Annotated in this window: 11 protein-coding genes; 8 read left to right on the top strand and 3 right to left on the bottom strand. The window is 71.3% G+C overall.

Translation table 11 applies throughout. The features are described from left to right. Positions 1 to 255 precede the first annotated feature (255 nt). The gene (locus tag ACZ5VC_RS29635) at positions 256 to 1206 is read right to left on the bottom strand and encodes an ABC transporter substrate-binding protein (RefSeq protein ID WP_469123057.1); all 951 of its coding nucleotides are present in this window, start codon (positions 1204 to 1206) and stop codon (positions 256 to 258) included. A 482-nt stretch (positions 1207 to 1688) separates the two neighbouring features. Here ACZ5VC_RS29635 and ACZ5VC_RS29630 point away from each other — a divergent pair, with 482 nt between their 5' ends. From ACZ5VC_RS29630 to ACZ5VC_RS29605, 6 genes are all read left to right on the top strand, one after another. Continuing rightward, positions 1689 to 2543 (top strand): amino acid ABC transporter permease, encoded by an 855-nt coding sequence (locus ACZ5VC_RS29630; RefSeq protein ID WP_469123056.1) that lies wholly within the window; start codon positions 1689 to 1691, stop codon positions 2541 to 2543. Further along, entirely contained in the window at positions 2540 to 4312 is a 1773-nt protein-coding gene (locus tag ACZ5VC_RS29625; protein ID WP_469123055.1) for an FAD/NAD(P)-binding protein, read from the top strand. The genes ACZ5VC_RS29630 and ACZ5VC_RS29625 overlap by 4 nt, the downstream gene beginning before the upstream one ends. A 178-nt stretch (positions 4313 to 4490) precedes the next feature. Beyond that, positions 4491 to 5243 (top strand): amino acid ABC transporter ATP-binding protein, encoded by a 753-nt coding sequence (locus ACZ5VC_RS29620; protein WP_469123111.1) that lies wholly within the window; start codon positions 4491 to 4493, stop codon positions 5241 to 5243. A gap of 120 nt (positions 5244 to 5363) precedes the next feature. Further along, positions 5364 to 6152 carry a DUF1684 domain-containing protein gene (locus ACZ5VC_RS29615; protein ID WP_469123054.1) on the top strand — a complete coding sequence of 263 codons (789 nt, stop codon included), beginning with the start codon at positions 5364 to 5366 and terminating at the stop codon, positions 6150 to 6152. 259 nt (positions 6153 to 6411) lie between these two features. Continuing rightward, positions 6412 to 7311 (top strand): S1 family peptidase, encoded by a 900-nt coding sequence (locus tag ACZ5VC_RS29610; RefSeq protein ID WP_469123053.1) that lies wholly within the window; start codon positions 6412 to 6414, stop codon positions 7309 to 7311. 153 nt (positions 7312 to 7464) lie between these two features. Further along, on the top strand, positions 7465 to 7944 hold the full coding sequence (locus tag ACZ5VC_RS29605; RefSeq protein ID WP_469123052.1) for a hypothetical protein: 480 nt from the start codon (positions 7465 to 7467) through the stop codon (positions 7942 to 7944). A 139-nt stretch (positions 7945 to 8083) separates the two neighbouring features. Here ACZ5VC_RS29605 and ACZ5VC_RS29600 read toward each other — a convergent pair whose 3' ends face one another. Beyond that, a complete protein-coding gene (locus ACZ5VC_RS29600; protein ID WP_469123110.1) occupies positions 8084 to 8983 on the bottom strand; it encodes a DUF4231 domain-containing protein in 900 nt (299 codons plus the stop codon). A gap of 221 nt (positions 8984 to 9204) precedes the next feature. Between ACZ5VC_RS29600 and ACZ5VC_RS29595 the strand changes: the two genes are divergently transcribed. Together ACZ5VC_RS29595 and ACZ5VC_RS29590 are read left to right on the top strand one after the other, a co-directional pair. Next, complete coding sequence (locus ACZ5VC_RS29595; protein WP_469123051.1) at positions 9205 to 9981, top strand: AAC(3) family N-acetyltransferase; 777 nt, start codon at positions 9205 to 9207, stop codon at positions 9979 to 9981. A gap of 225 nt (positions 9982 to 10206) precedes the next feature. After that, a complete protein-coding gene (locus ACZ5VC_RS29590; protein ID WP_469123050.1) occupies positions 10207 to 11292 on the top strand; it encodes a S1 family peptidase in 1086 nt (361 codons plus the stop codon). A 236-nt stretch (positions 11293 to 11528) separates the two neighbouring features. On the opposite strand, the gene ACZ5VC_RS29585 is transcribed toward ACZ5VC_RS29590, so the two are convergent. After that, complete coding sequence (locus ACZ5VC_RS29585; RefSeq protein ID WP_469123049.1) at positions 11529 to 12605, bottom strand: ABC transporter permease; 1077 nt, start codon at positions 12603 to 12605, stop codon at positions 11529 to 11531. Positions 12606 to 12671: the final 66 nt, after the last annotated feature.

The raw sequence follows: 12671 nt of genomic DNA, 5'->3' as shown, positions 1-12671 counted from the left end.
GGGTTGTTCAGCTGTGGGGGGGGGGGGCGATTGTTGTAGTTGGGGTTGTAATGTTGGCTTCCCCCCCCCCTTTGGTCTTTTGGGCCCACCCTTTTCGGGGTGGGGGGGGGGGGGGGGGGGTGGCCCCACAACCCACGGCGCGCGGCGCCCTTTGCTGGGCGGCCCCGCAGGACCGCCCCCGGCGCGCTCGGTAGGGCGCCCGCACGACCGCCCCCGGCGCCCTCGGCGCGCGGCGCCCAGGAGCGGCCTCCCGCCTCACCCCTTGGTCCGTTCCGGCGGAGAGATCCGGGACTCATCGATCGCCGACGCCGTCGTCCCCCACTTCCTCAGAATCCGGTCATAGGTGCCGTCCTTCTTCAGTTTGTTCACCGCCGCCTGGAACGCCGGGGCCAGTGGCGTGCCCTTCTTGAAGGCGAATCCCACGTCCAGGCGCCTGAACTCGTTGAGGAACGTGACGTCCTCCTGCTGCGTCACCGCGTACCGCAGGCCGTTGATCGTGCTCATCACGACATCGCTGCGGCCCTGCTGGAGCGAGATCCACAGCGCCCCCTGGTCCGCGTACGTCTGGACCTCGTACGGCTTCCTTCCCGTCGGCGCGCAGCGGCCCCTCTCCTTCTCCAGGGTCGCCTCGAAGGTCGTGCCCGCGCCCGTCGCCACGTTCAGGCCGCAGAGCTGGGTGAGGTCGGTGATCTTCTTGAGTTCACTGTCCTTGCGGGCCGCGAAACCCTGGCCGTCGTTGACGTAGGTGACGAAGTCGATGGTCTCCCGGCGCTCCTCGGTCACCCCGAAGTTCCCGGTGCCCAGGTCGTACTTCCCGCTCCCCAGCGCCGGCAGGATCACCTCGAAGCTCGCCACCTCCCGCTTCAGCTTCAGACCGAGCACCTTGGCGACGGCGTCCGCGAAGTCGATGTCCTGGCCGGCGAGGGTCTTCCCGTCCTCCAGGTAGGTCGCGCCGGGCGGGTTGCCGACGGCGGTGGCGAGCGTGAGCGTGCCCCGGGCCCGTACGTCGGCGGGCAGGAGCTTCGCGGCGGCCTCGTCCTTGGCGACCGAGGAGACCACGTCGGTCGTCGGGAGGCCGCCCTTCTTCGCCGTACCGGGCCCGGCGGCCGCCCCGGCCGCCGCCGGGTCGCCCGATCCGCAGGCCGTGAGGGCCAGCGTGGCGGCGGTGATCAGGGCGAAGACGGCGGTGTTGCGCTTCGTACTCATGGCTGAGGTTTCTCCAGGTGTTTCTCGAACGTGGGCCGGCTCGTCCAGCACGGTCAGCACGGGAACACGGCCCGGGTGGACGTCATGGGTGCCCTTCGAGAAGTGGGCAGGGTGAAGTCACGGCAAGGCGAGGGGAGTTGAGCGCACAGCTACAGAGGTGAAGGCACTGCGGAAACGGCGCGGAAAACGCGCGGGCAGCGAAAGCGTGGGGGTCGGCTCAACAGGAAGAGGACCACACGCGACCGAAGTCGATGTGGGAGCGCGTGACCAGCCACTGCTGCGAATGCATGGGCCAAGTGGAACAGGCATCCGTTTCCGCGTCAACCACGGTGAGACGTACGGCTCACAGTGCGGACGTGCTTGACAACGACCCGTGCGGACCTCATAGCCTCGGGAGCGGATCGTGCTGAGGGGCTCGGTCCGCGCGCCGCTTCAGGTGAAGGCACCACCCGAGTTCGATTCCGAACCCACGGAGCCTTCGCATGTCCGCGACCCTCTCCAAAACCCCCTCGGTCACGCCGGCCGACCCGCCCGCCGACCATCCCCGCATCGTTCCGGCCCGCCGGCCCGGCCAGTGGGCCACCGCCGTTGTCGTCCTGGCGCTCGTCGCCCTCGTCCTCACCTCGGTCGTGCGCAACGAGGCGTTCCAATGGGGCGTCGTCGGGGACTACTTCACCTCCACCGCCGTTCTGCGCGGACTCGGCCTCACCCTGTGGCTGACCGCCCTCGTCATGGCCCTGGGCTTCGCCCTCGGCACCCTGCTCGCGGTCTTCCGGCTGTCCACCAACCCGGTTCTGCGCGGCGTCAGTTGGGTGTACGTGTGGTTCTTCCGGTCCACGCCGATCCTGGTCCAGCTGCTGTTCTGGTTCAACATCGGCGCGCTGTACCCGCAGATCCTCGGCGTCCGTACGGTCAATCTCCTCGGCCCCGTCACCGTCGCCATCGTCGGACTCACCCTGCACGAGGCCGCGTACGCCGCCGAGGTCGTCCGCGGCGGCATCCTCTCCGTCGAGCGCGGCCAGATCGAGGCCGCGCAGTCCCTGGGCCTCGGGCGGTGGCGCAGGCTGCGCCGGATCGTGCTGCCCCAGGCGATGCGCGCCATCGTCCCGCCTGCCGGGAACATGCTGATCGGCACCCTCAAGGGCACCTCGATCGTCAGCGTCATCGCCGTGCAGGACCTGCTCTACTCGGTCCAGTTGGTCTATCACCGCACCTACCAGGTCGTCCCCCTGCTGCTCGTCGCCACCCTCTGGTACGTCCTGGTCACCTCGCTGCTGAGCCTCGGACAGCACTACGTCGAGCGCCACTACGCGCGCGGCACGGCCGGTGACCGATGAGCGGCTCCCTGGTGATCGTGGGGGCCGGGCCGCGGGGGACCGGTCTCCTGGAACGGCTCGCCGCCAACATCCCGTCTCTCTACGGCGACGAGCGCCTCGACATCCATCTCGTCGACCCGTATCCGGCCGGCGGCGGCCGGATCTGGCGCGAGGCGCAGTCGCCGCTGCTCTGGATGAACTCACGGGCCGAGGACGTCACCATGTTCACCGACCGGACGGTGACCCTGGAGGGGCCCGTACGGGAGGGCCCGACGCTCGCCGCCTGGGCGGGCCTGGAGGGCGGGGCCTTCCCCAGCCGCCGGCAGCAGGGCGCCTATCTGCGCTGGGTGTACGAACAGGCCGTCGCCGCACTGCCCGGGACCGTCACCGTGCACGAGCACCGGGCCGCCGCCCTGCGGATCAGCGGCCCCCGCGAAGGCCGGCAGCGGGTCTGGCTCGACGGCCGCACCCTGCCGCTGGTAGCCGACGCCGTCGTGCTGACCCTCGGCCACACCGACGCCGAACCGGACGCCCAGCAGCGCCGCCTGGCCGACTTCGCCGCCCGCCACCGGCTGGTCCACCTGCCGCCCGCCTTCACCGCCGACCTCGATCTCGCCGCCGTTCCGGCCGGCGAACCGGTCATCGTCCGCGGCTTCGGGCTCGCCTTCGTCGATCTGATGGTGCTGCTCACCGAGGGACGGGGAGGACGGCACGACGACACCACGGGCACCTATCTGCCCTCGGGCCGGGAACCGGTGCTGTACGTCGGTTCCCGGCGGGGAGTCCCGTACCACTCCAAGATCGGGTACGCGTTCGACGGCGAACGGCCCCCGCTGCCCCGCTTCTTCGGGCCCGCCCAGGTCGACGCGCTGCTGAACCGGCCGGACCCTGTCGACTTCCGGCGCGACCTGTGGCCACTCATCGACAAAGAGCTTCGCTATGCCCACTACCACCGACTCTTCACCGCCCACCCCGAGCGGACCACCCTGCCCTGGAACGACTTCGAGGAGGCGTACGCCGCCGCCGAGCCAGGCGGGCCCGAGCTGGACGCGCTCGTGGCCGCCGCCGTCCCCGACACCGCCGACCGGTTCGCTCCCGACGCCCTGGACCGGCCGCTGGACGGGCTGCGCTACGACTCGTACAACGCACTTCAGGGCGGGCTGCGCCGCCACATCGCCGACGACCTCGCCCGACGGCACGACCCGGAACACAGCCCGGACCTGGCCGTCTTCGGCGCCCTGCTCTCCGTCTACGGGCAACTCGTCGGATTCGGCGACACCGGGCCGTGGTGGCACGGCTTCTTCAGCTTCCTCGCCTCCGGCCCGCCCGGCCCCCGGTTGCGGCAGCTCCTCGCGCTCTCCCGCGCCGGGGTGGTCCGCTTCCTCGGCGCCGGAATGACCGTCGACACCGACGAGGAGGGCGGAGTCTTCCGGGCCGGCAGCGCGAGCGTGCCGGGGGAGTGGGTGCGGGCCCGCGCCCTGGTCGAGGCGCGCCTGCCGGATCCCACCCTGGAGCTCACCGGCAGCCCGCTGCTGCGGGCGCTGTGCGAGGACGGGGCGGTCGCCACCGCCACCGGGCTGCTCTCCGTCGACCCCGGGGACGGGCGGATCCTGGAGCACGGCGACGGGCCGCATCCGCGCCGCTTCGCGCTGGGCCCGGGCACCACCGCCCGGGCGGGTGGCGCCTTCACCAGGCCGGGCACCGGGGGCGTGGCCTTCCGGCAGAACGACGCCACCGCCCGCTCCGCGCTGGCCCTGCTGCGGGACCTCTCCTGTCGCGTGCGTGCCTGACCGTCCGGCCCGTTCTCGCGGAGCCCTGTCTCGTCACCCCGCTGTCACCCAGTCAAGGAACCGACATGTCGATCACCAGCGGTCCACCCGTCGCCCCCGTCAGCCTCGTCGACAAAGCGACCAATGCCAAGGGAGCCGTGCGATGAGCACCGCCACGCCCACCTCCACCCGACCCGTCATGGTCGAAGCCAGGGCCGTACACAAGAGCTTCGGAGCCCTGGAGGTGATGCGCGGCATCGACCTCGACGTCCGGGCCGGGGAGGTCACCGTGATCCTCGGCCCCTCGGGCTCGGGCAAGTCCACCCTGCTGCGCACCATCAATCACCTGGAGAAGGTGGACAGCGGCTGGATCAGCGTCGACGGCACCCTCGTGGGCTACCGCCGCTCCGGCGACAAGCTCTACGAACTGCGCGAGCGCGAGGTGCTCAAGCAGCGCACCCACATCGGTTTCGTCTTCCAGAACTTCCATCTCTTCCCGCACCTCACCGTGCTCGAGAACATCGTCGAGGCACCGGTCTCCGCCCTGAAGCGGCCCCGCCGCGCAGCGGTCGCCGCGGCAGGGAAACTGCTCGCCCGGGTGGGACTGGACGACAAGGCGGACGCGTATCCCAAGCAGCTCTCCGGCGGCCAGCAGCAGCGCGTCGCCATCGCCCGCGCGCTCGCCCTCGAACCCAAGCTGCTGCTCTTCGACGAACCGACGTCCGCGCTCGACCCCGAGCTGGTCGGTGAGGTCCTCGACGTCATCAAGGACGTGGCCGGACAGGGCACCACGATGATCGTCGTGACGCACGAGATCGGCTTCGCCCGCGAGGTGGCCGACACGGTCGTCTTCATGGACGGCGGCCGGATCGTCGAGCAGGGGCCGCCCTCGGAGGTCCTCGACAGCCCCCGGCACGAGCGCACCCGTGCCTTCCTCTCCAAGGTGCTCTGAACCTCAGCCGCGCCCCATCTCTTCGGGGCGAGGCGGTCCCCGAGGCGGAGATCGACCCGCCGGGGCTGCCCAGGCCCAAGGACTGAGCCCCCGCCACCTCGTATGGAAAGGTTGAGCACCATGAGCACGGACCCCGAGCAGGACTGGAAGCACTGGCACGAACTGCGCACCGCCGCGGTCGCCGCACCGCACGGCCCGCTCTCCCTCACCGGTACCCACTGGCTCTCCGACTACCCGGAAGGTCGAATTCCGGCCGTCCCCGGGCGGTGGCGCGAAGACGCCGACGAGGTGGTTCTCACGGCCGGTGCCGCGGACTCCCTCACCGTCGACGGCGAGCCCCTGACCGGCGAAGTCCGCCTCACCGCGGACCATGGGCCGGTCCACGAGTCGCGGGTCGCGGCCGGCGGCAGGCGTCTGGTCGTGCTGCGCCGCGAAGGGCTGTGGGCGGTACGGGACTTCGATCCGCGGTCCGAGGCGCGCCGCGCCTTCCAGGGCATCGAGGCGACCGCGTACGACCCGCGCTGGTCGCTGCCCGGCACCTTCAGTCCGTACGAACAGACGCGCAGTGTGCGGGTCGAGAACGCCGACGGCCGCGAGCGCGGTCTCGGCCTCGCGGGGGAGATCTCCTTCGAGATCGACGGCGAGCCGCACACGCTTCGGGTCGCGGTCGAGGACGACGGGTCCCTCTGGGCCGTCTTCGCCGATGCGACCAGCGGAAAGGGAAGCTACCGCTTCCGGTTCCTGCGGCCCGCCGCGCCCCAAGCGGACGGCTCGGTGACGGTCGACTTCAACCGCGCGCTGCTGCCGCCCTGCGCCTTCGCCGACCACTTCATCTGCCCGTTCCCGCCGCCCGGGAACACCCTGACGACCGGCGTCCCGGCAGGAGAACGGAACCTGCGCACCCGCTGACCCGTCCCATCCCCGAACGCCGGCCCACGGCACCTCGATCACCCCGGTGGCACCTTCCCGCCACCGGGGCCCCTGCCGTGCTGCCGTCGGCGGCCGAAAGGCGCCCTTGCGCGCGGAGTTGGCGCACCGAATACTCCCCAACAGCGCTTGTCAGGGGCACGCCTTGTCCGAAAACCGGGCAGGCCAGGGCTCCCGGCTGCGCCTCACGGGCCCGAAACCCCACCGCGGGCCCCCGGATTCCCCTCGGGAGGAACGAGAAGTGAGGATCAAGCGCACCACCCCCCGCAATGGCACCGCGAGACGAACCCGCCTCGTCGCCATCACCACCGGCCTGATCGCCGCCGCGGCGCTCGCCGTCCCCACGGCGAACGCCGACTCGAACCAGGCCTTCAGCGCCACCCAGCTCTCCGCCACCAGTGACGCCGTGCTCGGCGCGGACATCGCCGGTACCGCCTGGCACGTCGACAAGGCGACCAACAAGGTCGTCGTCACCGTCGACTCCCGCGTCTCCAACGCGCAGATAGCCGCCATCAAGCAGAAGGCCGGATCCAACGCGGGCGCCCTGAAGATCGAGCGCACCCCGGGCACCTTCTCCAAGCTCATCTCCGGCGGCGACGCCATCTACGCCACCAGCTGGCGCTGCTCGCTCGGCTTCAACGTCCGCAGCGGCACCACGTACTACTTCCTCACCGCCGGCCACTGCACCGACGGCAACCCGCCCTGGTACACCAACTCCGCTCACACCACGAGCATCGGACCCACGGTCGGATCCAGCTTCCCCGGCAACGACTACGGCCTCGTGCGCTACGCCAACACCTCTCTCGCCCACCCGGGCACGGTCGGCAGCGTCGACATCACCAGCGCCGCCAACGCCACCGTCGGCATGTCGGTCACCCGCCGCGGCTCCACCACCGGCACCCACAGCGGCAGCGTCACCGGCCTCAACGCCACGGTGAACTACGGCGGCGGCGACATCGTCTACGGCATGATCCGCACCAACGTCTGCGCCGAACCCGGCGACAGCGGCGGCCCGCTCTACTCCGGCAGCCGGGCGATCGGCCTGACCTCCGGCGGCAGCGGCAACTGCTCCTCCGGCGGTACGACCTTCTTCCAGCCCGTCACGGAGGCCCTGAGCGCCTACGGCGTCAGCGTCTACTGACAGACCCTCGCGTCCGGCACACCCCCCACGCACACCGCGTCCGGCAGCCGCAGAGCCCCTGTCCGAAAACTTCGGGCGGGGGCTCCGCAGCTGGACGAACCGCCCACATTTGAGAGGATGTGAGAGCGGTCGGCCACAGGAGAGCGGGGGCGGATGAAGCGCATCGGAGTGACCGGCCACAGGGACATCCCCGACGAGGCGTACGCGCATGTGCGCGCCGCCCTGCGCGCGGCGCTCCGCGGCCATGACGGCTCGCTGGAGGCGCTCTCCAGCCTGGCGGCCGGTGCGGACCAGCTGTTCGCCGACCTCGCGCTGGACTGCGGAGCCGAACTGACGGTGGTCATCCCCAGCGGCGACTACGAGGACGGCTTCGCCGACCCCGGCGAACTCGCCCGCTACCAGGAACTGCGGGAGCGGGCCACCCGCGAGATCAGGATGGCGTTCCCCAAGTCCACCGACGAGGCGTACTACGCCGCCGGCGCCTATATCGCGGACCACTGCGACCGGCTGCTCGCGGTCTGGGACGGCCGCCCGGCCCGGGGCCACGGCGGCACGGGCGACATCGTCCGCTACGCCCGGGAGCGCGGGAAGCCCGTCACGGTCATCTGGCGCGAGGGCGTGGAGCGGGGCTGACGCCACCCGTTTGCCGGGCCGCGGGCGAGGCGTGGAGCGGGTGTTCGCCCGGGCAGCAGCGAGGCGTGGAGCGGGGCGTTTTTCCCGGGCAGCAGCGAGGCGTGGAGGTGAGCCGGGGGCCGGCGACTCCGTCAGGTTCTCAACTCCGGTGCCGTACGAGCCAGTCGGTGTGCTGGGGCGAGACGATCCGCTCGGTCTCGTACACCGCCGACGCCCACTGTCCCTCGCCGACCGTCGTCTCCATCGCCGTGTGCATCGCCGCGAGGTCCTCCTCCACCAGCGAGTGCGCCGCGATCAGCGGCTGATGCCGGCGGGCCTCGCCCCAGGCCACGCACGCGGCCGCGGCGGCGGACAGCAGACCGGCCGGATCGAACGACTCGTCGGGCGAGAGGGTGTGCACCGCGCCGAAGAAGAGGGCGAGCATGGTGAGCAGCGCGATGGTCGCCGACCAGAGCGCGGTGGCCCGGCGCGACACGACCGTCCGCCGGTGGTACCAGGTGCGCTGCTCGATCAGCCGGTCCCGGACGTAGGTCTCCTTGCGGACCGAGAAGGGCTTCTCGCGCAGCAGCCGCATGGGCGTGGTGATCAGCTCCGCGCGGGTGCTGTCGCCGGACGCCCGTGGGTCCTGCCAGCCGACCTTCCGCAGCTCCTGAAGTCCCTCCTCCAGCCGCTCCACGAACAGCCGGTCGGGGTCGGGGGAGCCGGCGTCGAAGGGGGTGCCGTGGACCGCGTACCGCCAGCACAGGGACTTGATGAACTCGGCCGCGGAGCGATTGAGCTGCCAGTGCGACTTCGCCCGGCGGCGGGAGGCGCGGAAGGTGACCAGGAGCACCCCCGCGTACGCCAACGCGCTCAGCGCGCTCGGAAGTTGGAAGGAATCCCCGATCCGCCACCCCTCGGGCAGCGTGGCCAGGCCCGCGCCCAGGACCAGGAGCAGCAGTTGGAGACGGGTGTCCTTCACCGCCTCACGCTGACGCGTGACGGCGAGCTCGTCCGTGCGGTGGAAGAGAACCGGCAGGTCGGCGTTGCGGAAGACCATGCTCTGCAGTGGGCCCGGAATCCCGGTCATGCGCACCCCCCGGTCGCGCTTTCGCCTTCGCTTTCTCCAATGGAAAGTGCCATGAGAGTAAAGTCGTACCGCTGGGCGCCGCAACGGTGCGCTCCCGGCCGCCGGTGGCAAAGAATCGTGGTGCTGTTCGCGGCGAATCGTGGCGCTGTTCGAGTGCGTGACTCCTCCTTCCCGCGCCCTAAACTGGCCGCATGGCGGACGGCGTTGTCGGTGACCTCAGGCGATTGGGCGTACCGGAAGGGGCCGTGCTCCTGGTGCACGCCTCGCTCAGCGGGACCGGCCTGGACGCCGACGTTCTGCGGGAGACGCTGCGGGAGGCGCTCGGTCCCCGGGGCACCCTGGTCGTCCCGGCGTTCACCCCGGAGAACTCCGACACCTCACCCCAGTACCGGACGAGCGTCCAGGGGCTGTCACCCGCGCAGGAAGCGGACCTCAGGGCGCGGATGCCGGCCTTCGACCCGGACACCACGCCGTGCCCGGCGATGGGCAGACTGGCGGAGTCGGTGCGCACGGCCCCGGGAGCCGTACGCAGCTCCCACCCGCAGACCTCGTTCGCGGCGCTCGGGCCCCGTGCCGCCGAACTGCTCGCCGAGCATCCGCTGCACAGTCATCTCGGCGAGGCCTCCCCTCTGGGCGCGCTCTGGCGGGCCGACGCGCGGATCCTGCTGATCAATGTGGGCTTCGAGGCCTGCACCGCGTTCCATCTCGCCGAATACCGCACCGGATCACCCCTGCGCACCTATCGCTGTGTCATCTCGGGGGCACCGGGGCCGCGCTGGGTGGAATACCGCGACGTGTGCCTCGACGACAGCGACTTCGGCGCGATCGGCGGTGCGCTTCCCTGGCAGCTGGAGCGGAAGGGCCCGGTGGGAGAGGCCTTCGCGAGACTGGTCTCCCTGCGGGACGCCGTGGATCACGCCGTGCGGTGGATGACCGAAAAGCGTACGTCGATTTCAAGACAGGACTAGTCCTTACCCCCTGCCCATCGGCCGGTCGCACCCGGTGTTCGCAATCGGAACCGACCAGGAGGGATCGGGGGCGCTCGACGGGCGGGGGCCACACCGGAGTTGGCGCGTGCGCGTCCTGAAGTCGACCTTGTGTGCTACCCGTCGGTCTCGGAATAGTGGGCGGCTCCATCCTCCGTGTCAGGGCACCCCACTTGCCCCGATGCGGCCCCCCACAGGAGGTCGATCGTGAAGCACCGACGCATAGCCAAGAGGCATGCGGCAGTGGCCGGCGGAGCCGTAGCGGCTCTGGTGGTCGCGGGAGTCACCTTCCAGACTGCGAACGCCAGCGAGGAACCAGAGCAGTTCAGCGTGAAGAAGCTGTCGGCGACAGCGGCCGGAAACCTTGCCTCGACGCTCGGCGACGACCTCGGCGGTGACGCGGCCGGGGCGTATTACGACGCCTCCTCCCAGGCGTTGGTCGTCAATGTGGTCGACGAGGACGCGGCCGACGCCGTACGGGAGGCGGGCGGCAAGGCCAGAATCGTCGAGCACTCACTGGCCGAACTGACGGGCGCCCGGCAGACGCTCAAGAGCCGCGCCACCATCCCGGGTACGTCCTGGGCCGTCGACCCGGTGACCAACAAGGTGGTCGTCACGGCCGACCGTACGGTCAAGGGCGAGGCCTTGGCGAAGCTCTCCGGGGTCGTGAAGGGCCTCGGTTCCCGGGCCGTACTGAAGAAGTCGGCGGGGGAGTTCAAGCCGTTCATCGCGGGCGGCGACGCGATCCACACCGGCGGCGGGCGCTGTTCGCTCGGCTTCAACGTCGTCAAGGACGGCCAGCCGCACTTCATCACCGCCGGACACTGCGGCGAGGCAGGCAGCGAGTGGGCCGAGTCCCAGGGCGGGCCGGCGATCGGCACGATGGTCGACTCGCAGTTCCCCGGCAATGACTTCGCGCTGGTCAAGTACGACGGGGACGCCGAGCACCCGAGTGCGGTCGACCTCTACAACGGCAGCAGCCAGGAGATCACCCGGGCCGGGGAGGCGACCGTCGGGATGAAGGTGTCCCGCAGCGGCTCCACCACCCAGGTCCACGACGGCGAGGTCACCGGCCTCGACGCGACGGTGAACTACGGCAACGGCCAGATCGTCGAGGGGCTCATCCAGACCACGGTCTGCGCCGAGCCGGGCGACAGCGGCGGCTCCCTCTTCGCGGGCGACACCGCGATCGGTCTGACCTCGGGCGGCAGCGGCGACTGCTCGTCGGGCGGGGAGACCTTCTTCCAGCCGGTGCCGGAGGCGCTGGCGGCGTTCGGGGCGGAGATCGGCTGACGGGAGCCGTTTTCGGACACAGGGGCCGCCCGGCCGTCGCCGGGCGGCCCCTGCCCGCGTCCCGGTCTCCGTTCCCCCTGCCCGTTTCCCTGCCCGCTCCCGTGCTGTTCGGGCCGGGCCACCCGCGGCCGGCTCACGACCCGCCGCTCACACACGGCGGCCTCTCACGCCGTTCGGCCCACACACGGCCGCTCACCCCGGCGGGCTCAGCCCCGGTCGGCTCATACGCGGCCGGATCACCCCTTCGGCGGGCTCACACCCGGTCGGCTCCCAGCGTCCCGTTCGGGTCCACCCCCCACGGCTCCGTCCTCGGTGTCGGCGGTCTTCCTCCGCAGTCCCGCCATCACCAACGTGATCGCGCTGCCGACCACGGCCCAGGCGGAGAGCACCAGCATCGGCCCGGTCATCGCGTTGCCCTTGAAGTAGGCGATCGAGCGCGCCGCCCATGTCCCCGCACCGGGTGGGAGGGCCGGGCCGATCGCCCGCCAGAAGTCCGGCAGCATCGGCGCGGGGAAGGCGCCGCCCGCGCTGGGATTGCCCGCGATCACGATCAGCAGGACCGCCAGGCCGATGCCCACGATGCCGGTGAGCGCCTGGAGGGCGAGCGTGGCGGCGCCGACCGCGAAGACGACCAGGGCGCCGAGACCCCACAGCGCCATCACGCTGCCGGGCAGCGCGCCGAGGATCGGCCCGACGATGACCGCGCCACCGAGGCCGCCCGCCAGGGCGGAGAGCGCCATGACGCCGAGCCGGATGACCGCACGCTCCGGGTTCGCGGGCCGGGAGCCCGCGCTGATCGCCAGGATCGAGGCGCAGAGATACCCGCCCACGCACCACCCGACGACCAGATAGAAGGCGGAGAGGCCATCGAAGTCCCGGGCGGACGCCGGCGCCACATCCACCGTCCGCACGGTCCTGCCCTGGGACTTCTCGATCACCGTGGTGATCCTCTCCAGGGCACTGGAGAGCACGGTGCCGCCGCCCGAGGCGACGAGCAGTGTGTCCCTGGCGCCCCTCGGGTCGATGATCAGGGCGCCGTCGATCTCGCGGTGCGTGATCTGCTTACGGGCGTCTGCCTCGTCGTTGATCACCTTCGGGTCGAGCGGGTCGCCGGGGAGCTTCGCCAGCCGGTCCGCCGCCTGCCGCGCCGCGGGGCCCGGCGCGACCACGCCGAAGGGGACCTCCTTGGGCTTCGGGTTGTGCAGCGCGCCGACGTAGGACGTGATGAACAGCAGTTGCAGGGCCAGGACGCCGATGACGAGCAGGGCTGCTCGCGGGGTGACGGCGCTCTTCAGTTCCTCGGCGAAACTCATGCCCCCACGCTCCGGGCCGGTCCGTATCCCCGCAGGTGGGCAGGGGCCGAATGGCTGAAGGGAAGT

It is taken from the genome of Streptomyces sp. NPDC033174 (assembly GCF_055577795.1).
This window is presented reverse-complemented; position numbering and strand designations above follow the sequence as displayed.

What these genes read in the sequence shown, in the direction of transcription:
- ACZ5VC_RS29635 (WP_469123057.1), bottom strand. Translation starts at nt 1,206, where the DNA reads ATGAGTACGAAGCGCAACACCGCCGTCTTCGCCCTGATCACCGCCGCC.
- ACZ5VC_RS29630 (WP_469123056.1), top strand. Translation starts at nt 1,689, where the DNA reads ATGTCCGCGACCCTCTCCAAAACCCCCTCGGTCACGCCGGCCGACCCG.
- ACZ5VC_RS29625 (WP_469123055.1), top strand. Translation starts at nt 2,540, where the DNA reads ATGAGCGGCTCCCTGGTGATCGTGGGGGCCGGGCCGCGGGGGACCGGT.
- ACZ5VC_RS29620 (WP_469123111.1), top strand. Translation starts at nt 4,491, where the DNA reads ATGGTCGAAGCCAGGGCCGTACACAAGAGCTTCGGAGCCCTGGAGGTG.
- ACZ5VC_RS29615 (WP_469123054.1), top strand. Translation starts at nt 5,364, where the DNA reads ATGAGCACGGACCCCGAGCAGGACTGGAAGCACTGGCACGAACTGCGC.
- ACZ5VC_RS29605 (WP_469123052.1), top strand. Translation starts at nt 7,465, where the DNA reads ATGAAGCGCATCGGAGTGACCGGCCACAGGGACATCCCCGACGAGGCG.
- ACZ5VC_RS29600 (WP_469123110.1), bottom strand. Translation starts at nt 8,983, where the DNA reads ATGGTCTTCCGCAACGCCGACCTGCCGGTTCTCTTCCACCGCACGGAC.
- ACZ5VC_RS29595 (WP_469123051.1), top strand. Translation starts at nt 9,205, where the DNA reads ATGGCGGACGGCGTTGTCGGTGACCTCAGGCGATTGGGCGTACCGGAA.
- ACZ5VC_RS29585 (WP_469123049.1), bottom strand. Translation starts at nt 12,605, where the DNA reads ATGAGTTTCGCCGAGGAACTGAAGAGCGCCGTCACCCCGCGAGCAGCC.